The sequence below is a fragment of the Pseudomonas pisciculturae genome (assembly GCF_015461805.1).
Lineage (GTDB): Bacteria > Pseudomonadota > Gammaproteobacteria > Pseudomonadales > Pseudomonadaceae > Aquipseudomonas > Aquipseudomonas pisciculturae.
The window spans coordinates 445595-468782 of record NZ_JACVZE010000005.1; the positions used below are offsets into that span (position 1 = coordinate 445595).

The following is a 23188-nucleotide window of genomic DNA, read 5'->3' on the forward strand; positions in this document are numbered from 1 at the left end:
AGTGGACATCTGTGGATCTATGTTTGGAGCGGGAAACGAGACTCGAACTCGCGACCCCGACCTTGGCAAGGTCGTGCTCTACCAACTGAGCTATTCCCGCTTGGTGATGCGCATTCTATAGAAATCTCAGAACTCGTCAACCTCTTGATTCAAAAAAGTTTTATTTCTTTTCCACGGTAGTGCGCAAATGCGGCCAGGCAGCGCGCAGATACTGGAGCATCGACCACAACGTCAGGCCGGCCGCGATCAGCAGCAAGGCGTAGCCGGTGAGTACCCAGAAGGAGAAGTCCGACGGGTTGGCCAGCAGGATCACCAACGCAAGCATCTGCGCAGCGGTTTTCCATTTGCCCATGTTGGACACTGCGACGTGAGCGCGGGCGCCGATTTCGGCCATCCATTCGCGCAGGGCCGAGACGACGATCTCGCGGCCGATGATCACCGCTGCGGGCAATGTGAGCCACAGGTTGCCGTGTTCCTGCACCAGCAGGACCAGGGCGACGGCCACCATGAGTTTGTCGGCCACCGGGTCCAGGAACGCGCCAAATGGCGTGCTCTGTTCCAGGCGGCGGGCCAGGTAGCCGTCGAGCCAATCGGTGGCGGCCGCAAAGGCGAACACCGAACTTGAGGCCACATAGCTCCATTCGTACGGCAAATAGAACAACAGAATGAAAATCGGAATAAGCAGGACGCGTAGAACGGTGATCAGATTAGGGATATTCATCGGCACAACTGGCTACGAGGTGGAAAGGCATTCTATTCGCTGTGCAGATTGGCATAAATCAACTCAGCGAGCTTTTTACTGATACCGGGAGCTTTGGCTATTTCGTCAATGCTGGCACGGGATAGCTCCTGCAAGCCACCAAAATGTTTAAGCAAGTCGCGGCGGCGCGTCGGCCCTACCCCTGCCACCCCTTCCAGGGTTGAGGTTCGCCGGGTTTTGCCACGGCGGGCACGGTGCCCGGTAATGGCGAAACGGTGGGCTTCGTCGCGGATCTGCTGGATCAAATGTAATGCGGGTGAGTCGCCCTTCAAGGTGAACTCATGGGCGGCATCATTCAAGTACAACGTTTCGAAGCCGGCCTTACGGGTGGCGCCCTTGGCGACGCCGAGCAGGATCAGGTCGGGCACCGCCAGTTCGTTGAGCACGTCACGGGCCATGGACAGTTGGCCCTTGCCACCGTCCACCAGCAGGATATCCGGTAGCTTGCCCTCGCCGTCCTTCAACTTACTGAATCGCCGCGTAAGCGCCTGGTGCATCGCCGCGTAGTCATCGCCGGCGGTGACACCTTCGATGTTGTAGCGCCGGTAGTCGGACTTGATCGGCCCTTCAGGCCCGAACACCACGCAGGATGCCACGGTGGCTTCGCCGCTGGAGTGGCTGATGTCGTAGCACTCCAGGCGCTGCGGCGGCTCGTCCAGGTTGAGGACTTCGGCCAGGGCATCAAAGCGTGCAGCAACGTGCTGTCGATTGGCCAGGCGTGCGCTCAGGGCCTGTTCGGCGTTGGTTACCGCCAACTGCTGCCAACGGGCACGGGTGCCGCGTACGCGGTGGCTGATGTCCAGCTCGCGGCCGCGCAGTTCGTGGATCGCCTCGATCAGCGTGGGGAAGTCTTCATGCACCACGTTGACGATCAGCTCCGACGGCAGGTCGCGTTCGGGGCTACTGACGTAGTACTGGCCGAGGAACGCGGCCATGACTTCGGCCACTTCTTCATCGATACCGGTCTGCGGGAAGAAGTTCTTGCTGCCCAACACGCGGCCGCCACGCACGCTGATCAGGTGCACACAGGCGCCGCCCGGGTTGACGAAGGCGGCGATCACATCGACATCGCCGGTGCCGCCTTCCATGCTTTGCTGGTCTTGCACACGGCGCAGCAGGGAGATCTGGTCGCGCAACTCGGCCGCACGTTCGAAGTCCAGCGTGCTGGCGGCCTGCTCCATGGCGCCCGAGAGTTCATCGGTGAGCGCATTGCTGCGCCCTTCGAGGAACATCACCGAATGGCGCACATCCTCGGCGTACTCCGCTGGCTCAACCAAGCCTACACAGGGCGCCTTACAGCGTTTGATCTGGTATTGCAGGCATGGTCGGGTGCGATTCTTGTAGAAGCTGTCTTCGCACTGGCGCACAAAAAAGGTCTTTTGCAGCAGGCTCAGGCTTTCTCGGATCGCACCGGCACTCGGGTACGGGCCGAAATACTTGCCCTTCTGTTTCTTCGCGCCCCGGTGGATGCTCAGGCGCGGGAAGTTGCCGTCGGATAAAAACACATAAGGGTAGGATTTATCGTCACGCAGCAGGATGTTGTAGGGCGGCCGCCATTCCTTGATCAGCGTCTGCTCAAGCAGCAGCGCCTCGGTTTCGTTGGCCGTGATGGTGGTTTCGACCTGGGCGATACGCGCCACCAGCGCGGCCGTCTTGGGCGCGAGGCCGCTTTTGCGAAAGTAACTCGCCAGGCGGTTTTTCAGGTTCTTGGCTTTGCCGACATAAAGCAGGCGCGCCTCGCTGTCGAACATGCGGTACACGCCGGGGCGGCCACTGCAGGTTGAGAGGAAGGCACTTGGATCAAACGGTGTGGTCATGTCAGGCGCTGGCGTCCACCATGCCGTGGCGCACTGCGAGCAGGGTCAATTCAACATCACTGCTGATGGCGAGCTTCTCGAAAATGCGATAGCGGTAGGTGTTGACGGTCTTGGGCGACAGGCACAGCTTGTCGGAGATCGTCTGCACCTTCTGGCAGCCGACAATCATCAGGGCGATCTGGATTTCCCGCTCCGACAACGCATCAAACGGCGAATCGCTGACGGGCTGAAAGGACTTGATCGCCAACTGCTGGGCGATCTGCGGGCTGATGTAACGTTGGCCGGCAAATACCAGGCGAATGGCTTGCACCATTTCGGCCAGGCCTGCGCCCTTGGTCAGATACCCGGCCGCACCGGCTTGCAGCAGGCGCGTTGGAAACGGGTCTTCCTCGCACACGGTCACCACCACGACCTTGATGTCGGGGTGACTGCGCAACAATTTGGTCGTGGCGCCAAGACCGCCGATGCCCGGCATCTTGACGTCCATCAGCACCACATCGGGCTTCAATTCCCGGGCCTTGATCAGGGACTCTTCCCCGGACTCGGCCTGACCGACTACTTGCAGGCCATCGATGTCAGCCAGCATTCGTGTAATGCCTGTACGAACGAGATCATGGTCATCGACTACTAGCACCCTAATCAAGCAGACACCTCGCGATATGGTCTTATAGGTTGCGCAACACCTTAGCAAAAAACCAGGGGGCAGACCTAGCTGCAAGCGTCATATATATAGAGTTTGCCCGCACTAGAGCCCCTGCTGATGCGCAGGCCGCCAATTGTGCGGGATAAATGCTCAGCTTTGCGGGAATGCCGGCTTGGGTTTTCCGTTATGCAACACGGAGTGTTCCGCCAGCGTGGTGGTCAGTCGGCGGATGGCATCCTGATCTTCCTTGAACATGGCCCGGTAGTTTTCGAGGATTTTTTCTTCGAGCTGGCTGAGGTTGTCCAGTTGGATGGGCGTCGGCGTGCCCGTCAGCACATACAGCACATCCACACCGCGCTCGGCCACGCGCGACAGATAGTCGGCCTTCGGCGCCCGCCCACCACTCTCGTACTTGCCTTGGGCGTTGGCTTCAACGCCGCCGATTTCACCAAAATTTTTCTGCGAGAGGCCGAGGCGCTCTCTTTCCTGCCTTAAACGCGAACCGATTCCACTCATTTGGATGTATGATCCTTTTTGGCACACCCCAAGAGGTGACACACTCATCTCGTTTTACACAAACTTGAACGGTTTTGAACTATGCCCGGAATCCGTACTGCTGCACAAGCCAAGGCCTGGCTGGAACATCAAGGGAAGTCAGTTCAAGCGTTCGCCCGTGAACATGGCGTCGATCCGGCAACCACCTATCAAGTGCTCGCGGGGCGTAAAAAGGGACGGCGTGGGGAAGCCCATAAGGTGGCGGTCCTGCTGGGCATGAAAGAAGGGATTATCGTGGACGAGCCGCAGGCTGCGCACCGCGATCCGCAAGCGGCTTCTTGATGCCAGTATGCGCCAATTGAAAATCAGCGCAGGTTTAACTCACGTGGAGGGCAAATGCGCTCCATCTGCCAGAAGCAATTCTCTTCAGTGACCACACTGAACCCCTGCCGTCGATAGAGCGCGCTGGCGGGATTGATCTTGAACACGGTCAGCCGCAACAACCCCAAACCCAGCGCGCCAGCCTGCTGGACCATCTGCTCCAACACCCAAGTGCCAGCGCCCTGCCCTCGGTGCGCCTCGATCATGTGCAGTTCGCGGATGAACAACGCATCGTCGTCCCGGCTAAGGCTGATAAAACCGATGACCTCGTCGTGGAGACAGATCAACCAGTTTTTGCGCACGGCCCAAGCCGTATCAAAGCCATCGTTGGACCACAAAAAGCCGTAGTGCTCGTAGTAGCGATTCATCGCTTGACGGGTAAGCGCGCGCGCAAATGACCGGTCCTGGTCTGTTGCGGCGCGCAAGTTGTAGGTCATTGCTTAAGATCCTCTCATTCAAATGGGTATCTGCCTTCCGGTGCAGTGCCCACGACCCTATCAGCCTCCGATTCTGCCGCAGCGCGCGCAAGACCGACATGGGAGAAATCTGCGTAAACCCTGAAATTACTGATTGAATCCTGTTGCGCGCCTCTAGTAAGCTCCCCTCATCATTTGGAGACACAACATGTTGCAACTCACCCACACTCAGGTTTGTCCTGCTGCCAGCGCCCCGCGCTCGGTGCTGGCTACCCGCGTGCACGGTTCGAGCGCAGCTGTAAGCTTTTATTTTGGGTATTGGTTTAGCCACTGGCGCGCCTGATACCTGAAATCGGCGCCCACTGTTCAAGGGGTCGCCTACCAGAGAAATCTAACCCCCGGTCGGCTCCCCGACCGGGGGTTTTGTTTTTCAGGCCTTCTAAAAACTTTGCAAGAACACTCAAGGAATTACGACATGAACTACGCCACCTATTACCGCTACGACACCTGCACTGCATGGCGATTTAGCAAGCTCCGTTCGGGACAGCCTGCCGCCTCCGATCGGTCACCTCTTGGTGGCAAGCCAACACACGTAGCCGATACGGCCAATTGTCGAACACCCCAGTAGGGCCAAGCGCGCGGGAATAGCCCGCCGCTTGCCCAGGAAGCCTTGAATATGAACTCTGCCACCGCCGCTCTGCCTGTCACCGCACTGACCTGCGCCAATGAAGCCCTGTCCCAACGCCTGCCCAGCGCCCTTGAGCTCAAGCACCAGTTGCCCCTCAGCCCGTTCCTCAATGAACAGATTCACGCCCATCGCCAGGCCGTGCGCGCCATTCTCAATGGCGAAGACTCACGCTTGCTGGTGATTGTCGGCCCGTGCTCGATCCACGACCCCGAATCGGCTATGGAATACGCCCGCAACCTGAAGAAGCTGGCCCTGGACGTCAGCGATCAGATGCTGTTGGTGATTCGTGCCTACGTCGAAAAACCGCGCACCACCATCGGCTGGAAAGGCCTGGCCTACGACCCGCACCTGGACGGCAGCGATGACATGGCCGCCGGCCTCAGCCTGTCCCGCCAATTGATGCGCGAAATGCTGCGCCTGGGCCTGCCGGTCGCCACCGAACTGCTGCAACCCATGGCCGCCGGCTACTTCGATGATCTGCTCAGTTGGGTCGCGATTGGCGCACGCACTACCGAGTCACAAATCCACCGTGAAATGGCCAGCGGCCTGGGCATGCCCGTGGGCTTCAAAAATGGCACCGACGGCGGCGTAGCGATTGCCTGCGATGCGATGCGCTCAGCGTCCCACCCGCACCGCCACTTCGGCGTCGACAGCCAGGGTCATCCGGCAATCATCCAGACCCCGGGCAACCCTGACACGCACCTGGTGCTGCGCGGGGGTCACCGTGGGCCAAACTACGATGCGCACAGCGTGGCGCAGGTGAAGCTCGACCTGGCCAAGTCCAAGGTCGCGGCGCGGATCATGGTCGATTGCAGCCATGCCAACAGCGGCAAAGACCCATTGCGTCAACCGGCGGTGTTCAACGAAGTGTTGGAGCAGCGCTTGCAGGGCGATACGTCGCTGATCGGCATGATGATTGAGAGTCACCTGTTCGAAGGTTGCCAGCCACTGAGCACGTCGATGAAGTACGGCGTGTCGGTGACGGACGGCTGCCTGGGTTGGGACGCTACCGAGCAGTTGCTGCGCGATGCTGCTGAGCGGTTGCGCGGGCAACACAAAACCGACTGACCGGTGAAGGTCAACATGTAGGAGCTGGCTTGCCTGCGATAGCGGTGTGTCAGGCTGCATCTCTGTAGCTAATAGACCGCCTTCGCGGGCAAGTCGAATCGTCGCACCGCCGCTCCCACAGGGGGGTTGGGGTGTCTGTAGCGACCGCTATTCGTGACCTGCGGTAAAGACTCCTTTTCGGTTTGGGCGGTTTTTCCGAAGGAACGACGGGCGGATACTCGACTCCATTGTTCACACGCCCTTCTGGAGTTACCGATGTCTACCCCCCTGAAAAACGTACCAGCTTTTGGCCTTGGCACCTTCCGCCTGCAAGGCCAGGTGGTGATCGATTCGGTCAGCACCGGCCTGGAACTGGGCTACCGCGTCATCGATACCGCACAGATCTATGAGAACGAAGCAGACGTTGGCCAGGCCATCGCCAGCAGCGGTATTTCCCGGGATGAATTGTTCATCACCAGCAAGATCTGGATCGCCAATTTTGCCGAAGGGCAGTTGATCCCCAGCCTCAGGGAAAGCCTGCGCAAGCTCAAGACTGACTACCTGGACCTGACCCTGATCCATTGGCCTTCGCCCGAAGACCAAGTGCCCGTCGCCGAATTCATGGGCCAATTGCTCGAAGCCAAACGCCTCGGCCTGACACGCCAGATCGGCATTTCCAACTTCACCATCGACTTGATGAAACAGGCCATTGCCGCCGTCGGCGCCGAGCATATCGCCACCAACCAGATCGAACTGCACCCCTACCTGCAAAACCAGCAGGTGGCGGATTTCGCCACCGCCAACGGTATCCAGATCACCTCGTACATGACCCTGGCCTACGGTGAAGTACTCAAGGACCCGGTGATCCAGCAGATCGCCGAGCGCCACCAGGCGACTGCGGCGCAAGTCACGCTGGCTTGGGCGATGCAATTGGGCTATGCCGTGATCCCCTCCTCCACCAAACGCGCCAACCTGGAAAGCAACCTCAAGGCCCTGCAACTGACCCTGAGCGCTGACGACATGGCGAAAATTGCCGGCCTGGAACGTGGCCACCGTTTGACCAGCCCCAAGGGCATCGCACCGAAGTGGGACTAGGCGCGGGGCTAAACCCTGGCCACCGGGGCACGTGACAGCTCGCGCAGCCACGGCAACACCCGCAGCCCGGCTGCGGCCGCGGGTGGGTCGATGATGTCCATGAAGTGTTCAAGATTGACGTTATCCGGCACGCCGGGCAGGCGTACCAGCACGGCCGGGCTGTTACCGGGTGACGGGCCAAGGTCCAGATGATCGTAGACCAGCACATGCCGCGCCTGGGGTTGAGACCCGCAGGTCTGCACCGTGAGCCCGGCATTGATGATCAACACGTCAAACGGCTCAGCCGGGATGGCCGTGAGAATCTGGACCTCTTCGAAGGTCTGCACCGGGACAATCCGGTGATACCCCAGCTGGTTGAGCATTTTTTCGATGTACAGCCGTTGCAGGTGCTGTTCGTCGGCAATCAGGATGGTCAGTGCTTTATTCGGCATGGCAAACCCCGGGCAGGCAGCGCTCGTCAGTGAGCGTGGCCCATTCTCCAGACATACCCCGAAGACAAAATCAGGCTTGTTCCCGTTCCTTGTAGGAGTTCTCCCAAATACACCAAATGGCTATCAACCCGAGTCAAACCTGATTGCTGTAACGCTCGAGGCTGTGATGCAAATCATCGATGGCCACACCTACCGCATCGACAGCAGCGCCCAGCGCCACACGATCCCGTTGCTCACAGACTTTTTCCAATGCTTCGCAGCAGGCGATCAGCGTATTGGCCTTGACCATCCGCGCGCCCCCTTTGGCACGGTGGGCCAGATCGTGCAATTGGGCGAAGTCCCCATGATTCAGCAGGCCAGGCAACAACTCACGATCGTCCTTGAGGCTGCCAAGCAACGGCACCAGCAATTCATTGAGCGCCCCCTGATCTGCCCCGGTCAGGGCGATCAGTGAACTCAAATCGAACAGCGGCTCGGCGTCATCGCTTGATGCTTTGGCCGTACGCGAGGCCAATGCCAAGCGCAAGTCCTCAAGCCCAGTAGGCTTGAACAGACAACCGTCCATGCCCGCTTGCCGGCAGCGCTCGGCCTCTTCCCGTTGGGCGTTGGCCGTAAAGCCCAGCAACAGGCACGGCTCCAACCCACGTAAACGCTCTTGTGCACGAATATCGCGCGCTAGGGCATAACCGTCCTTAAGAGGCATATTGCAATCGGTGATCACCCCATCGAAGTGCCCAGCCTGCCAAAGTGCAAGCCCTTGCACGCCCTCTTCGGCAGTGACGATGCTGTGCCCCAGAAAGTTCAACTGGCGCGCGAGCAGAAGGCGGTTGGCCGGGTAGTCGTCAACCACCAGGATGTCGAGCGCACGGGTTGTTGGCGTGTGCTGCACGGGCGAAAGCGTCGGCGCCGCAGAGGCCAGCGCCAGCGTCAATGTCACGTCCACCCGCGTGCCCTTGCCCAGTACGCTGCTCAAATGCAGTTGGCCGCCCATCATCTTGCACAGGCTTCGACTGATCACCAAACCCAACCCCGAACCGCTACGCGCCGATTGCTCGTTGTTGCTGCCTTGGGTAAACGGGTTGAACAACCTTAATTGGTCCTCTGCGCTGATACCAATGCCGGTGTCTTCTACCCACAACCTCAGGCTCAACTCTTCGCCAACCAGCGACGGCGTGCCCTCAGCCCCCAGGCGTACCACGCCAGTCGACGTAAACTTGATGGCATTGCCCAGCAGATTCGACAACACCTGCTTTAGACGCAACGGGTCGATCAGCACCGACTGGTTGATCAATGGATCAAGCTCCACTTGCAGCACCAACCCCTTGTCCCGTGCAAGCCCTTCGAACACCCGCGCTACCGACGCCAGCAACTCCCGCAGATTGGAAGGCTCCAGCGTCAAAGAGAGGTGACCGGACTCGATTCGTGCAACATCAAGAATGTCGCCGATCAGCTCCAGCATGCTGCGGGACGCCACCGAGGCTACTTCCAGCGCATCTCGGTCAGCACGGCCCTGTTCGGCGTTTTTCAAGGCCAACTCGATCATCCCGATCACCGCATTCATCGGCGTGCGGATTTCGTGGCTCATCGTCGCCAGGAACGTGGTCTTGGCCCGATTGGCGGAGTCAGCTTCCTCCTTGGCGTCCTGCAACTGACCGAGCAGGCGCTGGCGTTCGCTCACGTCGACCCAGCCGGCGATCATGCCCACCACCTTATCGTCACCATCACGGTAAGGCAGCATCCATTGGTAGATGGTCAATACGCCGCCGTTGGGCACCTTGAGCACGCGGTCCTGGATCTGCGGCTCGCCGCGTTCCATCAAGCGCAGATAATCAGCATGAAACGATTGGGCTTGCGGCGGGTTACCCGTATCGGTTTGCACCACGGTCTTGCCGATCACGTCTTCGAGCTTGAAGCCAAACACGTCCAGGTAGGCGTTATTGCAGGCCATCAACCGGCCCTGGCGGTCGCGCACATAAATCGGGTGGGGGGTGCCGTCGATCAATACGCTCATAAAGCGCATCTGGTCGCTCAAGGCCCTTTCGGCCTGAGTGCGTTTGTGTATCAAATTGCGCAGGTAGAAGACCCAGCCCAGAGTGATCAGCAACAGCATCGTGGCCAAGACAAACCCCTGGATAATCACATTACGGTGACGCTTCCAGTAGCTGTCTTCGATGATGATTTCGCTGCGCCAATGGTTGGTCATCTCATCCATTTCTTCGGGTGTGATGCTCAGCATCGCCTTGTCGAGGATTGAATAGAGTTCCAACTGACTGCGATTGACACCAAAGGTAATGCGGGCGAGGTCTGTGCCCACCGTGCTGGTGATACGCAGGCGATCGCGGTAATTGCGCGCGATCATGTACCGCGCACTGATCAGCGAAACAACCGTCGCATCGACGCTGCCTTTGGCGACCAACTCCATCGCTTGCTCGGGGTTCTCGACGTCAACAAACCCGATGCTGGGGTAGTCGCGGGAAATTTGCGCTGCGAGACTGTTGCCACCGATGAATGCCAGGCGCTTTGCGCCCATGTCTTCCAGGGTAATCACGTGATCGTCGTCGGCGCGCACCACCAACACATAAGGGTTGGACAGGTACGGCCGGGTAAAACGCAGCTTCTCGCTGCGCTCGACGCTGGGGGTAATCACCGCGAGCATGTCCACCTGGCCGCTGCTGGCCTCGTCAATTTGACTGGGCAATGAACTGCCTTGCACCACCTCAAATTTCAAGCCCGTACGCAGGCTGATTCGCGATAACACCTCCGCGCTCAAACCCTCGAACTGCCCTCGCTCGTTGAAGAAGGACAGCGGCACGAACTTGTCGAGCACTGCCACTCTCACCCGCGGATGCTTTTCGAGCCAACGCTGCTCGCGCTCACTCAAGCGCAATCGATCAGCCTCCAGGTAACCACTGCCCCCTGCACTCCAACGGCGCAGGATTTCCATCTGCTGATTAGCGGGTATAGCGGCCAACGCGGTGTTGATGATGTAAAGCAGTCGGGCATTGTCCTTGATCATCGCAAACCCGAATGGGTTGACTTCCAGCCCGGAAAAGTCCGCCAGGCGCACGTTATTGAGATGGTTCTTGTTGATCAGGTACCGGGCGCTGATGGCATCGCCCAGGTAAACATCCGCTTGGCCAAACGCCACTGCGCCGATCGCTTCGAAGGTCGAGGCAAACAGCAGCAACTGCGCTTGGGGGTAGAAGGCCTGGACGGCGCCAGGCTGCATGTAGTGGTAGAGCATCGCCAGCCGTTTGCCGGCCAGGTCGGGGCTCAATGAATGGCTGTCACCCGCGCGTGTCACCAGCACAGGTTGATCATTGGCATATGAGCGCGACAGTACCAACTGCGGGTCGGCGGCTTCATAACCATTGGCCGAGCCCAGAAAGTCCAGCGCGCCGGACTTGAGCGCATTGATGACTTCATCGCGGGTGTCATAACGCCGAACCTCGATCGGGACGTTCAGCATCAAGCTGATCAACCCCGCATAGTCAGCGGTGATACCTTCGAAATCGTCGTTATTGTTGCTCATGTCGAACGGCGCATAATCGGGTGCCGACACCCCCATCACCAACCTGCGCCGCTCACGTAGCCAGCGCCAGTCGGCTTCTTCAAGCGGTACGTCAGCGTTTTCGAGGGCAGAATGGCCGAGCAGCCGCAAGGGATGTGGTTCATCCAGGGCCATCGCCACACAAGGCAACAGCCCCATCAGCAGGATGGCTATGAGTCTCGCCAGCCGAGGGACGGTCATTTCAGATCAGATGGTTGCGCTGGGCGAACTTGGACAGGTGCACCACCGAAGACATGTGCAGTTTTTCCTTGAGGCGGGTCTTGTAGGTACTAATAGTCTTGTGGCTCAGCAACATATCTTCAGCAATCTCCTTGTTGCCCAATCCCAGGGCCAGCTTTTGCAGCACCGTCAACTCCCGATCCGACAGGGACTCCACCAGCGCCTGCTCCGTGGTCTGCAAATCATCGCGCCGTACCGAACTGGTGGGCAGGCTGGGGAAGCAACTGTAGTTGGACATCACCGCCTTGATCGCCTTTTGCAACTCGTCCAGCTCGCCGGTCTTGGCCACAAACCCCATGGCTCCGGCACGCATGCATCGGGTGGAGAAAAACACGGCCAGATACGAGGTGAGTACCAAAATCTTGCAAGGCAGTTCCAATGCCTTGATCCGGCTAATGACCTCCAACCCCCCGAGCTTGGGCATCGCCAGGTCGAGAATGACCAGGTCAGGGCGTTCCTCTCGCGCAATTTGCATGGCGTCGGCACCGTTGCCCGCTTCATAGATCTTATCGAAGCCTTCCTGCTTCAACAGGTACTTCACGGTGGCGCGTATAAAAGGGTGATCGTCCACAATTAAAGCTTTGTTGCTCATAAGACTCCCCTGGGAGGATCAGTACGCTGACACATCACGCGGGGCCTCTCTACCTGTCATAAATAACAGTTCCGACAAGCGGTAACTATTACGCTGCGCGGCACCTCAGGCAGTACAGGCCCCCTCTTGAAAAAACACGGTAAACACGTAAAGCCGCCCCCTGACTCCTGAGCAGGCGCAAGCGCGCAACCTTACCAACGGCGCGTTTTTTCAAATGAAGGGATAGTCTCGAATACTTGTAGGACTTTTCCTCACAAGAGCATAGCCAGCTTTGCGCAATGCAACGCTGGGTTTCAGGAGATTACTCGGTGGTACTTGGGCTCCAGAATGCCTGTACGACCAGGGTCGACATCGAGATTCGCGCCACCAACGCGTCCAGCTCGTCACCGTCCACCGAGGTCACCGCCAGGGTGGCCTCGATTTCCACTTCATCCGTACCGAATGGCCGCACGTCCACATCGCTGGCGGGGTAGTTACAGCGCGCCAGCTCAGCCTCCAATAACGCCAGTACGGCCTTTTGCTGGGTACGCCTTGCGATGACATACAAAATATTGGTGACCTCCGCCGACACCACATCCAACGGCTGGCGGTTGATGTTATTGACGATCGGCCGCAGCAGCGTGTTGGCCGCCAGTACGAATAACGTGCCCAGCAGCGCCTCGAGAATCAGATCGGCACCGGCACAGGCCCCCACCGCCGCCGAGGCCCACAGGGTGGCGGCGGTGTTGAGCCCGCGTACATTGCCTTCTTCGCGCATGATCACGCCGGCACCAAGAAAGCCGATACCCGACACCACATAGGCCACCACCCGTACCGCACCTTCCGCACCGCCCAAGCGGTTGGCCATGTCGACAAAGATCGCCGCGCCCACCGCCACCAGCACATTGGTGCGCAGCCCCGCCGTGCGCTGGCGATACTGGCGCTCAAAACCGATCAGGCCGCCGAGGATAAAGGCCGAGCTGAGGCTGACCAGGGTATCGATCAGGGAGTTGAGGTTGATGTTGTCGATTGCTTGCATAGGACGCCTTCCCTGTTCACTGCCAGCCAAACTTACGGATATAAAAGCCCTTCACTGCCTGGGTCAGGGCCATGTACGCCAGCAGGATCACCGGCAAAAACACAAAGTACAGCGACGGCAATGCCTGCAATTTGAAGTAATGCGCCAGCGGCCCCATCGGCAGGAAGACCCCCACCGCCATGATCACCCCCGTCATCACCATCAACGGCATGGCCGCACGGCTTTGCAGGAACGGGATCTTCGGGGTGCGGATCATGTGCACGACCAGCGTCTGGGTCAGCAGCCCCACCACAAACCAGCCGGACTGGAACAGCGTCTGGTGGTCAGGGGTATTGGCATCAAAGACGTACCACATCAGTGCGAACGTAGTGATGTCAAAGATCGAACTGATCGGCCCGAAGAACAGCATGAAGCGCCCCACCTCCCCCGGCTGCCAGCGCTGCGGCTTGGCCAGCATCTCGTCGTCGACATTGTCGAACGGGATCGCAATCTGCGAGATGTCATACAGCAGGTTCTGCACCAGCAGGTGCATCGGCAGCATCGGCAGGAACGGGATAAACGCACTGGCCACCAACACCGAGAACACGTTGCCGAAGTTGGAGCTGGCGGTCATCTTGATGTACTTGAGCATGTTGGCGAAGGTGCGCCGCCCCTCCAGCACGCCCTCCTCCAGGATCATCAGGCTTTTTTCCAGCAGGATGATATCGGCGGCTTCCTTGGCGATGTCCACCGCACTGTCCACCGAGATACCAATGTCAGCGGTACGCAGTGCTGGCGCATCGTTGATGCCATCCCCCATAAAGCCCACCACATGCCCGTTGGCCTTGAGCAACCGCACGATGCGCTCCTTGTGGGACGGCGTCAGCTTGGCAAACACGTTGGTGGTTTCCACCGCCTTGGCCAGCTCGGCATCGCTCATGCCCTCGATGTCATTGCCCATCAGCAGGCCTTGTTGCTCCAGGCCCACTTCGCGGCAGATCTTGGCGGTGACCAACTCGTTGTCGCCGGTCAGCACTTTGACCGCAACACCGTGCGCCTTCAGCGCTTTAAGGGCCGGCGCGGTGCTTTCCTTTGGAGGGTCGAGAAAGGCGACGTAGCCGATCAGTGTGAGGTTGTTTTCATCTGCCAGGCTGTAGGTGTCACGCCCCGGCGCCATCGGTTGCGCCGCCACCGCCACCACACGCAGGCCTTCTTCGTTAAAGGCTGCGGTGACTTGGCGAATGCGCGCCAGCAGCTCATCGGTGAGCGCCTCGTTGGTGTCGCCATGGCGCACGCTGTTGCACACCGAGAGCACCTCTTCCACCGCGCCCTTGCAGATCAACAGATGGGGCAAGCCTTCCTGGGCCACCACCACCGACATACGGCGGCGATTGAAGTCGAACGGGACCTCATCGACCTTCTGGAAGGCCGTGCCGACTTTCAGCTCACGGTGAACGTCCACATGCTCCAATACGGCCACGTCCAACAGGTTTTTCAGGCCGGTCTGGTAGTAGCTGTTGAGGTAGGCCATTTCCAACACATCGTCAGACTCCTGGCCCCACACGTCCACATGGCGTGCCAGGAAAATCTTGTCCTGGGTCAGCGTGCCGGTCTTGTCAGTGCACAGCACGTCCATGGCACCGAAGTTCTGGATAGCGTCCAGGCGCTTGACGATGACCTTCTTGCGCGACAAAAACACCGCGCCCTTGGCCAGGGTCGATGTGACGATCATCGGCAGCATTTCCGGGGTGAGGCCCACGGCAATCGACAACGCGAACAGCAACGCTTCGGTCCAGTCACCCTTGGTGAAACCATTGATGAACAGCACCAGCGGAGCCATCACGAACATAAAGCGGATCAGCAACCAGCTGACTTTGTTGACGCCGTGCTGGAACGAGGTGGTTGCACGGTCAGTGGCGGTGACACGTTGGGCCAGTGCACCGAAATAGGTGCTGTTGCCGGTGGCCAGAATCACCGCAGTGGCTGCGCCAGACACCACGTTGGTGCCCATGAACAGGATGTTTTCCAGGTCCAGGGGGTTGCGGGTATGGGCGTCCTGCTGGTGGGCGAATTTTTCCACCGGCATCGATTCGCCCGTCATGGCCGCCTGGCTGACGAACAGGTCTTTGGCGCTGAGCACGCGGCAGTCGGCCGGGATCATGTCACCGGCCGACAGCACGATCAGGTCACCCGGCACCAGTTGCTTGATCGGCAGTTCAATGCGCTTGGCTACATCCCGACGCAACACGGTCGCGGTGTTGCTCACCATGGCCTTCAAGGCATCGGCAGCCTTGTTGGACTTGGCTTCCTGCCAGAAGCGCAGCAGGGTCGACAGCACCACCATGGAGAAAATCACCGTGGCGGCCTTCATGTCTTCGGTCAGCCAGGAGATCACTGCCAGCAAGGTCAGCAGCAGGTTGAACGGGTTTTTGTAGCAGTGCCACAGGTGCACCCACCACGGCAGCGGCTGCTCGTGCTCCACTTCGTTGAGCCCGTGTTGTATGCGCAGGGCGTCGGCTTCTTGCGTATTCAGGCCCTCGGCACAGGTGCCCAGCGTGCCCAATAATTGGACGGTATGACTGTTGGCCGCCGCCACCAGGGTTTGCGCCAGGGATGGCGGGACTTCACGGCTGACATTGGCGTCGGCCACGGTTTCAAGCATCGCCAGGCGGCGGAAGTGCCGGGCGATATGCCGGGTCCGCAGGAAGCCGGCGAAGAACTCTTTCAACAGGGTGAGGTTCATGATTGTTACTCCTGCGCGAGGAAAAAACCGTCGTGCAGGTACCGCCCGTCCGTACCGCGCCCGTTCTACAGGCACGGCAAGACAGGGCCCGCCCACCGCAAAAGGCAGGCGCGTCCGTAGCATCCTGGGGTTACCCAGGTGCTGGTCAGCGTCGATGAGAGGGATTCAGGCAGGCGCCTGGACTGGCTGCTGCCGGGATGCCGCTTCTCGCTTTAGTGGCGAGACAACGGCATCGAAAGAATGCGCGTTACCTTGCCAAGTATGTGCCGGTTATCAGAACCGGCCGACTACTGTCACTCGAACAAGTACCCACTGAGGGTCTCCGCTATTGATGAAAACGCGCGAAGCTTACGCCCCGGTGATAGGAGAGTAAACCGTAGGAAAGCATCCCAATGGGGAATAAGAGGATTCTTCAGGATGGGTTCAGGTACACATTCCCCCGGGCCGCCGCGCAGCAAAATGTGGGAGCGGGCTTGCTCGCGAAGGCGGTGTATCAGTCAATGAATGCTCTGACTGACACACCGCCTTCGCGAGCAAGCCCGCACACTTTGGATGGCGTACATACATTGCTACGGTAAAACTGGCCGATCTCGTGGCACCAAGCCCAAGTAATCCTCAACCTGCCCACCTGACAACGCCTTGACCTGAATCGACACCCGGTTCACCTGCCGACCCATGGTGATGCCCTCCCGCGTACGCACCTGCACATACCCAAGCTTGGGCCAAAAACGCTCGGCCTTGGCATTGCCGATAACCACCGTCAGCCGCAACCATTGCGCGCCACTCTCGGCGGCCCAGGTTTCAAGGCTCGCATGCAGTTGTTGCGCCAGCCCCGAACCCTGCAAACGCGAGTCGACCAGCAGCAAACCGATATGCCAAACGCCGACGGCCAACAGGTCTGCTGCAATGTTCACCACTGCGACCAATTGGCCATGCGCATCGCGATAACCTAGCCAATACAGGCGGCGGCACTGCCACCCCGGCGGCAACTGGCCCAGCAGTTCATCACGCGCTTCGTTGGGCGTGGCCGGCTCGCCGTTCACAGCGATGAAATACTCCGGCGCCCGTTCAAAAAACTGCTGCAACTCGACTTCATCGCGATCAAGCAACTCAACCACACGAATGCCTTCTACGGCGCAATCAGGCAACGACACGATCAATCATCCCGCGTCAGCACTTCCAACAACTCAATCTCAAAACGCAGATTGCTGTTGGGCTTGATATGCGCGCCCATCGACCGCTCGCCATAGGCCAGATGCGCCGGCACAAATAGCGTACGCACACCGCCGACCTGCATGCCCATCAGGCCCTGGTCCCAGCCCTTGATAACGCGGCCCGTGCCGATCACACATTGAAACGGCTTGCCCCGCTCCCAAGAGGAGTCGAACACCGTGCCATCTTCCAGGGTGCCGGTGTATTGAGTGGTGATAAGAGCGCCCTTGACCACGGCTTTACCGTCGCCCAGGCGGTTGTCGGTGATCTGGAGTTCGTTGTCGTTCATGGGGGGTCTCGTGGAATGCGCAAAGGCTGGGGTTTTCCCAGAATCGAAGGGGTTTGGCAAGTGCACCAGCGCCTGTACTCCATACGCACCCCGTGAGCAGGCAATTTCTCTGCACTATCCTTACCCCAAAGTGTCGTACTCCCATGCGCCCACACCCGGAGACTTTATGACCCAAGACGTCCTTGCCAAGGAAACCAACCGCCGCCAATTGCAGCAGATCATCTCCGGGCTCTCCGACGGCGTGATGCTGGCCGAGGTTGATCAAACAATCCTGTGGGCCAATGAGGCCGCGCTGGCCATGCATGGCGTGGGTGAAGTGACGGAGCTGGGGGCCAATGGGCCGCAATACGCCGAACGTTTCGGCCTGCGTTATCGCAATAACCATCCGGTATTACCGGAAAACTACCCCCTGGCCCGTGCGGCACTGGGAGACGAGTTCAGCGATGTGGTGGTGGAAGTCACCCCCGTCGCTGATCAAGATAGAACCTGGGTCCACCGCCTGCGCAGCCTGGTCATCACCGACGCCAAGGGTGAGCCGGAGCTGCTGGTGTTGATCCTCAGCGACGCCACCGAATGGGCCAGCGCCGAGCAACGCTTCGAGAAAACCTTCAATGCCAACCCCGCGCCCGCCGTGATCTGTCGCTTGAGCGACTTGCGCTACATCAAGGTCAACCAGGGCTTTTTGGAGATGACCGGCTACAACCGCGACCAGGTCATCGGCAAGTCCGTCTATGAGCTGGATGTGCTGGAACAGGCCGAGCGCAAAGACCTGGCCATCCAGCGCTTGGGCGAAGGCGCGACCATCCCGCAGATGCAGGCCGAGCTGCGGCTGCCCGCCGGTGGCAGCAAACTGGTGATCGTTGCCGGCCAGCCGTTGGACATGAACGAAGAAGACTGCATGCTCTTCTCCTTCATGGACCTGGAGCCGCGGCGCAAAGCGGAAATTGCCCTGCGCCAGAGTGAAGAGCGCTTTGCCAAGTCGTTCCGCCTCACGCCTGTGCCCACCCTGGTGTGCAGCGCCGATAATCGCCAAGTGGTGGACGTCAACGAAGCCTTTATGAACATCACGGGCTACATCAGCGAAGAATTGATCGGTAAATCCATCGAAGACATCGACTTTATCGACAGCCCCCAGGTGGGCGCAAAGCTGTTCGCAAGCCTGGAAAAAGCCGGCAACCTCGACGGCCAAGACCTCAAAGTACGCAAAAAAGGTAACGAGGTGATCGACTGCGTAGTCTCTGCCGACACCGTGATCATCGAGGATGTGCCGTGCTACCTGCTGGTGATGATGAACATCACCGAACGCAAACGCTCGGAGCTGGAGTTGGTCGCGGCCATCGAGGAAGTGATGCAGGACGCCTCCTGGTTCAGCCAGACCCTGATCGAGAAACTGGCCAACGCCAAGAGCGTCAACAGCCCCAATGCGCCCAACATCGCGTTCACCGACCTTACCGCGCGCGAACGCGATGTACTCGGGCTGATTTGCGAAGGCTTGGCCGACAAAGAGATCGCCTCGCGCCTCAAACTGGCGCCCAATACGGTGCGCAACCATGTGGCCACGGTGTATTCCAAGCTGGGCGTGCACAGCCGCAGCTCGGCCATCGTCTGGGCCCGTGAACGCGGGTTATTTGCCGGAGAACTGCGGCTTAGAAAGTAAGCCAGGAAAGTGCAAATGCACTAGTGCGACTAGTGCGAATTCGCCTTATGGCGCCAGGGGCCAGTCCTTAACCTTCAAGGGTCGAAACTTATGCCTTGAAGGAACTCGCATGTTTACCCTCTCGCAACTGCGAAACTGCATCGAAGAAGGCCTGTCGCCGCTGACGTGTGAGTTTACCCTGTGCCGGGACGCGTCCTTGACCCTCAAGGTCTTCGACGCGCAAACCGGCCGGGTAGACCTGGTCGTCACGGGGATCAGCACCAACCGGCTGCAGACCCCGCAAGAAGTGCAAACGATGGTGGAAGAGTTGCGCTACGAACTGCAAAGCAACAATGTCGGCAAGCTCACGCTCGATGACTGGCCTTCAGCGACGCCCCAATAAAATAGAACACCCCGCCCCCAACAATAAACGCCCCCAGCATGTAAAACATGTAGTGGGCCGGCAGGCTGGCCAACACCAGCCCACACAGCACCGGCCCCAGGGCGGCGCCGAGATTGGACAGGTTTTGCGCACCGTAATACATGCCCCGCAAGTGGTCTGGGGCAATTCGGTCGATAAACATGTACTCGGCCGGAAACACCACAATCTCCCCCACCGTAAACACCGCCATCGCCAGCACCCACCACAGCACGCTGGTAGACAAGGCAAAGCCAATCAACCCAAGCATGAACATGCTCAAGCCAAAGATCAGCCACTGGCTCAGGTAGCGGTGGGAAATGCGGCGACCGATCACGTATTGCAAGGCAATCACCAACACGGCGTTGGTGGTGAGCACCGCATTGATGACGGTGTACGTGTATTCATTGCTCGTGGTGGTCACCAGGTACTGCGACAGGTAGGCCGTGAATTGGCCGAACACCACCGCACTGAGCAAGCCGCCAATCGTGAAGCACACCAAGCGATGATCCCGCAGCAGCACACGCCCCACTGCAAGAAAGGAAACGGGTTTTTGCGTGGCATCCACAGTAGTCAGCGAGCGGTCGCCCCAGCGCCAGTACAGCAAGAAAAATCCCGCCCCCAACAGCGCCGACAGCATAAACGGCAAGCTGATATCCAGCCTGGCAATCATCGCTCCAAAAAACGGCCCGACGGCATAGCCGATATTGGTCAGGGTGTACTTGATGGAAAACACTTCACTGCGCGCCTCTTCAGACAGCAGGCTGGCAAAGCCGGCTTTGACCGCAATATCGATGACCGCGTAGGCGAGGTTGATCAGGATCAGGCAGCTGTAGAACGCCCAGATATTCTGCGCCAGCACCGTGCCGATAAAGCCCAGCACAAACACCACACTCAAGCCGAGCAACAGCCGATAACTGTTGATGCGATCGACCAGAAAGCCGCCGTACACACTGAGCAATGAGCCCACGATCAACGAACTGCCAATCACCAGGCCCACCTGAGTAATGTCCAGGGCAAAGTGGCTGGTGAGGTAGATCACGAGGTAGGGAAAGGTGATGGCCTTGGCCAGCGTCAGCATCAACGTGGCGCACAGCAACAGGTTAACGGTGCGGGGGTAATTTCTTATTGTGGCAAGCATCCTGCTCTCTTTTTTAAGGTAACGCGGCCCTTTTATAGCCGGCTACCTTAACCCAGGAGCAGGGGCAAAATACAAGGTCATTTCTTGACGGGCGTAATCTCGAGAATCGTGCCGTTGGTGGTCTTGAGCAACACGAATTTATCGCCTACCCGTGCCCATTGGCTTTCGTCCTCCGGCTGCTTGAGGCCACGTTTTTTCCAGTCGCTGACGGCTGACTCCTTGCGCATCAAAATGTCCGGCGCACGGTCGCCTTCTTTCAAGTCACGGGTGTTGATGTTGGAAGGCTGCACGGTTTCTTGCGGGGTATCACCGGCCTGCACGACAAAGCTGGCAGTGGACAGGCTGGTGGCGACCAACAGACAGGCGATCAGGGGTTTGGCTTTCATGGGTGCTCCTTCAATAAATAGTGCTCACCCAAGTTCGGACCGCTGGCGCACGCAATCATTCAACCCAATACCTGTGGCGAGGGAGCTTGCTCCCGCTGGGCTGCGCAGCAGCCCCAAAAAGCCCCACCCTGATCTACCTGAACCACCCCGCTGCCTGAGTTGGGGCCGCTTCGCGGCCCAGCGGGAGCAAGCTCCCTCGCCACAGGGGATCTACCAACCTGGAGGGGCTCATTGCCATCGTGAAATAATTCATGTAATTTTTCATGAAATTATTCGATATATATTTCATGACCCCACAAGAAGAACTCGCCACCCTCGCCGCCCTGATCCACGACCTGCGCAAGCACAAGAAGCTCACCCTCGCCCAGCTCGCGCAAAAAATCGAGCGCTCAGTGGGCTTCCTGTCCCAGGTCGAACGCGGGTTGTCGCGCCCGACCGTAGCGGACTTGACCGCCATCAGCCACGCCCTAGACGTGCCTACCACCTATTTCTACAGCCAGCCCAAACCCAAAGCGGTGAGCTGGATCACCCGCCCCAACGAACGGCGCACGGTGTATTACGCCAACGGCATCACCGACATTCTCGTCTCGCCCAGCATGAACGGCGCCTTCTCGATGCTCGACAGCCTGTTGGCCCCCGGCGCCAACAGCGGTGAGCAGACCATGAGCGACCGTGCCGAGCAGGCCGGTTTTGTACTGGAAGGCGAGCTGACGCTGTGGGTGGAGGGTGAAGCCGATTCAGTCACCCTCCTCGCAGGCGACAGTTTCCACCTGGCCAGCTTCGCCCATTGCCGCTACGCCAACCTGACCGACCTGCCCGCCCGCGTGCTGTGGGTTTACAACTAGGAGTTGCACCCGTGAAAAGCCAATCCACCACGTTGCTGGCCGAAGTACGGACCTTTCGCCAGAACCACCCCGACGTGCGTTATGTCGACCTGATCGCCCTGGACATTCCGGGGCACTTCTATGGCAAGCGCTACCCCGTGGAGATGCTGGAAAAGGTCGCCGCCGGTAGCCCCTTGAAACTGCCACAAAACGCCGTACTGCTGGGCGCTCAGGGTGGCTTGTTCAAGATCGGCGATTACTGTTTTAACGACGGCGACCCCGATGCCAACCGCCGCCTGGTGCCAGGCACGCTCAAGCCGGTTACCTGGGAGTCGCAGCCGCTGGGGCAAATGCTGATCACCTCTGACGGCACCGAAGCGCCCATCGAATTCGAACCCCGGGAAGTGCTGGCCAAGGTGCTGGAGCGCCTGCATCACAAGGGCATTCACCCGGTGGTGGCGTTTGAGCTGGAGTTCTACCTGTTCGATAAAAAGCTCGCTGATGGCCTGCCGCAATTTGCCCGCGACCCGCTGAGCGATGACGCCGACGACCAGCCCAATCTGCATATAGAACGCCTGTCGCGGTTCAGCGAAGTACTGGACGACATGGCCCAGACCGCCAAGGCCCAGGGCATCGACATCACCGTGATCACCGCCGAAATTGGCCCCGGCCAGTTCGAAATCAATTTCGGTCATCTGGACGACGGCCTGCGCGCCGCCGACTGGGCCGCCCTGTTCTGCCGCAGTACCCGAGGCGTGGCGCTCAAGCACGGCTACCGCGCCAGCTTCATGGCCAAGCCCTACCTGCAATACCCCGGCAGCGGCATGCATGTGCATGTCAGCCTGTATGACGGCGCCGGCAATAACCTGCTGGCGGCGCACCAGCAGCAACCCCTGCGCCACGCCGTGGCCGGTTGCCTGGAGTTGCTGCCCCACTGCATGCCGATCTTCTCGCCCAACCACAACGCCTTCCGCCGACTGGGCGGCACCGTCAACGCGGCAACCTGCGCCAGCTGGGGCTTTGAGGACCGCGACGCCTGCGTGCGCATCCCCGAGTCCGACCCGCGCAACCTGCGCATCGAACACCGCCTCGCCAGTGCCGATGCCAACCCGTACCTGGTGCTGGCGACGATCCTCGTCGGCTTGGAGCATGGCCTTGAAGCCAAGCGCGAGCCCATCGCCCCGCTGAACGAAGACCGCAGCAGCGGCACCGACTTCCCCGTGGAAATGCTCGACGCCGTACGTGCCATGCAACATCAACCGGTATTGCGCGATAAGCTGGGTGCCGAGTTTGTCGATGTGTACTGCGAAAACAAACGCCAGGACCACCTCGCCTTCCAGCAAGAGATCCATGCGCGGGAATATCGCTGGTTTCTTTAACCCTATGA

Annotated in this window: 21 protein-coding genes and 1 tRNA gene; 7 read left to right on the plus strand and 15 right to left on the minus strand. The window is 59.4% G+C overall.

Annotation, left to right across the window (positions count from 1 at the left end):
- Positions 1 to 24: 24 nt before the first annotated feature.
- The 5 genes from ICY20_RS16500 to ICY20_RS16520 form a co-directional block, all read right to left on the minus strand.
- Positions 25 to 100, minus strand: a tRNA-Gly gene (locus ICY20_RS16500).
- A gap of 60 nt (positions 101 to 160) precedes the next feature.
- Positions 161 to 721, minus strand: coding sequence for a CDP-diacylglycerol--glycerol-3-phosphate 3-phosphatidyltransferase (pgsA, locus tag ICY20_RS16505; RefSeq protein WP_034119069.1), 561 nt, complete (start codon positions 719 to 721; stop codon positions 161 to 163).
- Between the two features lie 32 nt (positions 722 to 753).
- Complete coding sequence (gene uvrC, locus ICY20_RS16510) at positions 754 to 2577, minus strand: excinuclease ABC subunit UvrC (RefSeq protein WP_159960089.1); 1824 nt, start codon at positions 2575 to 2577, stop codon at positions 754 to 756.
- Between the two features lies 1 nt (position 2578).
- Positions 2579 to 3220 (minus strand): response regulator transcription factor GacA, encoded by a 642-nt coding sequence (gene gacA / locus ICY20_RS16515; protein WP_032886613.1) that lies wholly within the window; start codon positions 3218 to 3220, stop codon positions 2579 to 2581.
- A 150-nt stretch (positions 3221 to 3370) separates the two neighbouring features.
- Positions 3371 to 3736 carry a helix-turn-helix domain-containing protein gene (locus tag ICY20_RS16520; RefSeq protein ID WP_159960087.1) on the minus strand — a complete coding sequence of 122 codons (366 nt, stop codon included), beginning with the start codon at positions 3734 to 3736 and terminating at the stop codon, positions 3371 to 3373.
- A gap of 81 nt (positions 3737 to 3817) precedes the next feature.
- Here ICY20_RS16520 and ICY20_RS16525 point away from each other — a divergent pair, with 81 nt between their 5' ends.
- The gene (locus ICY20_RS16525) at positions 3818 to 4057 is read left to right on the plus strand and encodes a DNA-binding protein (RefSeq protein WP_159960085.1); all 240 of its coding nucleotides are present in this window, start codon (positions 3818 to 3820) and stop codon (positions 4055 to 4057) included.
- Positions 4058 to 4080: 23 nt separating this feature from the next.
- On the opposite strand, the gene ICY20_RS16530 is transcribed toward ICY20_RS16525, so the two are convergent.
- A complete protein-coding gene (locus ICY20_RS16530; protein WP_194938019.1) occupies positions 4081 to 4533 on the minus strand; it encodes a GNAT family N-acetyltransferase in 453 nt (150 codons plus the stop codon).
- A 655-nt stretch (positions 4534 to 5188) separates the two neighbouring features.
- On the opposite strand from ICY20_RS16530, the gene ICY20_RS16535 reads away from it, so the two are divergent.
- Positions 5189 to 6268 (plus strand): 3-deoxy-7-phosphoheptulonate synthase, encoded by a 1080-nt coding sequence (locus ICY20_RS16535; protein ID WP_194938020.1) that lies wholly within the window; start codon positions 5189 to 5191, stop codon positions 6266 to 6268.
- Between the two features lie 255 nt (positions 6269 to 6523).
- Positions 6524 to 7342 carry a 2,5-didehydrogluconate reductase DkgB gene (gene dkgB / locus ICY20_RS16540; RefSeq protein ID WP_194938021.1) on the plus strand — a complete coding sequence of 273 codons (819 nt, stop codon included), beginning with the start codon at positions 6524 to 6526 and terminating at the stop codon, positions 7340 to 7342.
- A gap of 8 nt (positions 7343 to 7350) precedes the next feature.
- On the opposite strand, the gene ICY20_RS16545 is transcribed toward dkgB, so the two are convergent.
- The 7 genes from ICY20_RS16545 to ICY20_RS16575 form a co-directional block, all read right to left on the minus strand.
- Entirely contained in the window at positions 7351 to 7773 is a 423-nt protein-coding gene (locus tag ICY20_RS16545) for an ANTAR domain-containing protein (protein ID WP_159960077.1), read from the minus strand.
- A 133-nt stretch (positions 7774 to 7906) separates the two neighbouring features.
- On the minus strand, positions 7907 to 11524 hold the full coding sequence (locus ICY20_RS16550) for a transporter substrate-binding domain-containing protein (RefSeq protein WP_194938022.1): 3618 nt from the start codon (positions 11522 to 11524) through the stop codon (positions 7907 to 7909).
- Between the two features lies 1 nt (position 11525).
- Positions 11526 to 12155: a response regulator transcription factor gene (locus ICY20_RS16555; protein ID WP_159960073.1), complete on the minus strand. Its 630-nt coding sequence runs from the start codon at positions 12153 to 12155 to the stop codon at positions 11526 to 11528.
- 301 nt (positions 12156 to 12456) lie between these two features.
- Positions 12457 to 13173, minus strand: a complete 717-nt coding sequence (locus ICY20_RS16560; protein WP_122488225.1) for an MgtC/SapB family protein — start codon at positions 13171 to 13173, stop codon at positions 12457 to 12459.
- Between the two features lie 16 nt (positions 13174 to 13189).
- Positions 13190 to 15895, minus strand: a complete 2706-nt coding sequence (gene mgtA / locus ICY20_RS16565) for a magnesium-translocating P-type ATPase (RefSeq protein WP_194938023.1) — start codon at positions 15893 to 15895, stop codon at positions 13190 to 13192.
- Between the two features lie 569 nt (positions 15896 to 16464).
- Entirely contained in the window at positions 16465 to 17049 is a 585-nt protein-coding gene (locus tag ICY20_RS16570; RefSeq protein WP_324187956.1) for a GNAT family N-acetyltransferase, read from the minus strand.
- A 2-nt stretch (positions 17050 to 17051) separates the two neighbouring features.
- Positions 17052 to 17396 carry an FKBP-type peptidyl-prolyl cis-trans isomerase gene (locus ICY20_RS16575; protein WP_159960067.1) on the minus strand — a complete coding sequence of 115 codons (345 nt, stop codon included), beginning with the start codon at positions 17394 to 17396 and terminating at the stop codon, positions 17052 to 17054.
- A gap of 166 nt (positions 17397 to 17562) precedes the next feature.
- On the opposite strand from ICY20_RS16575, the gene ICY20_RS16580 reads away from it, so the two are divergent.
- Positions 17563 to 19053: a helix-turn-helix transcriptional regulator gene (locus ICY20_RS16580; protein ID WP_159960065.1), complete on the plus strand. Its 1491-nt coding sequence runs from the start codon at positions 17563 to 17565 to the stop codon at positions 19051 to 19053.
- Between the two features lie 109 nt (positions 19054 to 19162).
- Positions 19163 to 19435 (plus strand): DUF1652 domain-containing protein, encoded by a 273-nt coding sequence (locus ICY20_RS16585; protein WP_159960063.1) that lies wholly within the window; start codon positions 19163 to 19165, stop codon positions 19433 to 19435.
- Here ICY20_RS16585 and ICY20_RS16590 read toward each other — a convergent pair.
- Positions 19398 to 20591 carry an MFS transporter gene (locus tag ICY20_RS16590; protein WP_194938025.1) on the minus strand — a complete coding sequence of 398 codons (1194 nt, stop codon included), beginning with the start codon at positions 20589 to 20591 and terminating at the stop codon, positions 19398 to 19400. The genes ICY20_RS16585 and ICY20_RS16590 overlap by 38 nt on opposite strands.
- A 77-nt stretch (positions 20592 to 20668) precedes the next feature.
- On the minus strand, positions 20669 to 20977 hold the full coding sequence (locus ICY20_RS16595) for an RcnB family protein (RefSeq protein ID WP_159960059.1): 309 nt from the start codon (positions 20975 to 20977) through the stop codon (positions 20669 to 20671).
- Between the two features lie 287 nt (positions 20978 to 21264).
- Between ICY20_RS16595 and ICY20_RS16600 the strand changes: the two genes are divergently transcribed.
- Both ICY20_RS16600 and ICY20_RS16605 read left to right on the plus strand, forming a co-directional pair.
- Positions 21265 to 21822 (plus strand): helix-turn-helix domain-containing protein, encoded by a 558-nt coding sequence (locus ICY20_RS16600; RefSeq protein WP_159960057.1) that lies wholly within the window; start codon positions 21265 to 21267, stop codon positions 21820 to 21822.
- Between the two features lie 11 nt (positions 21823 to 21833).
- Complete coding sequence (locus ICY20_RS16605; RefSeq protein WP_194938026.1) at positions 21834 to 23180, plus strand: glutamine synthetase family protein; 1347 nt, start codon at positions 21834 to 21836, stop codon at positions 23178 to 23180.
- Positions 23181 to 23188 lie beyond the last annotated feature (8 nt).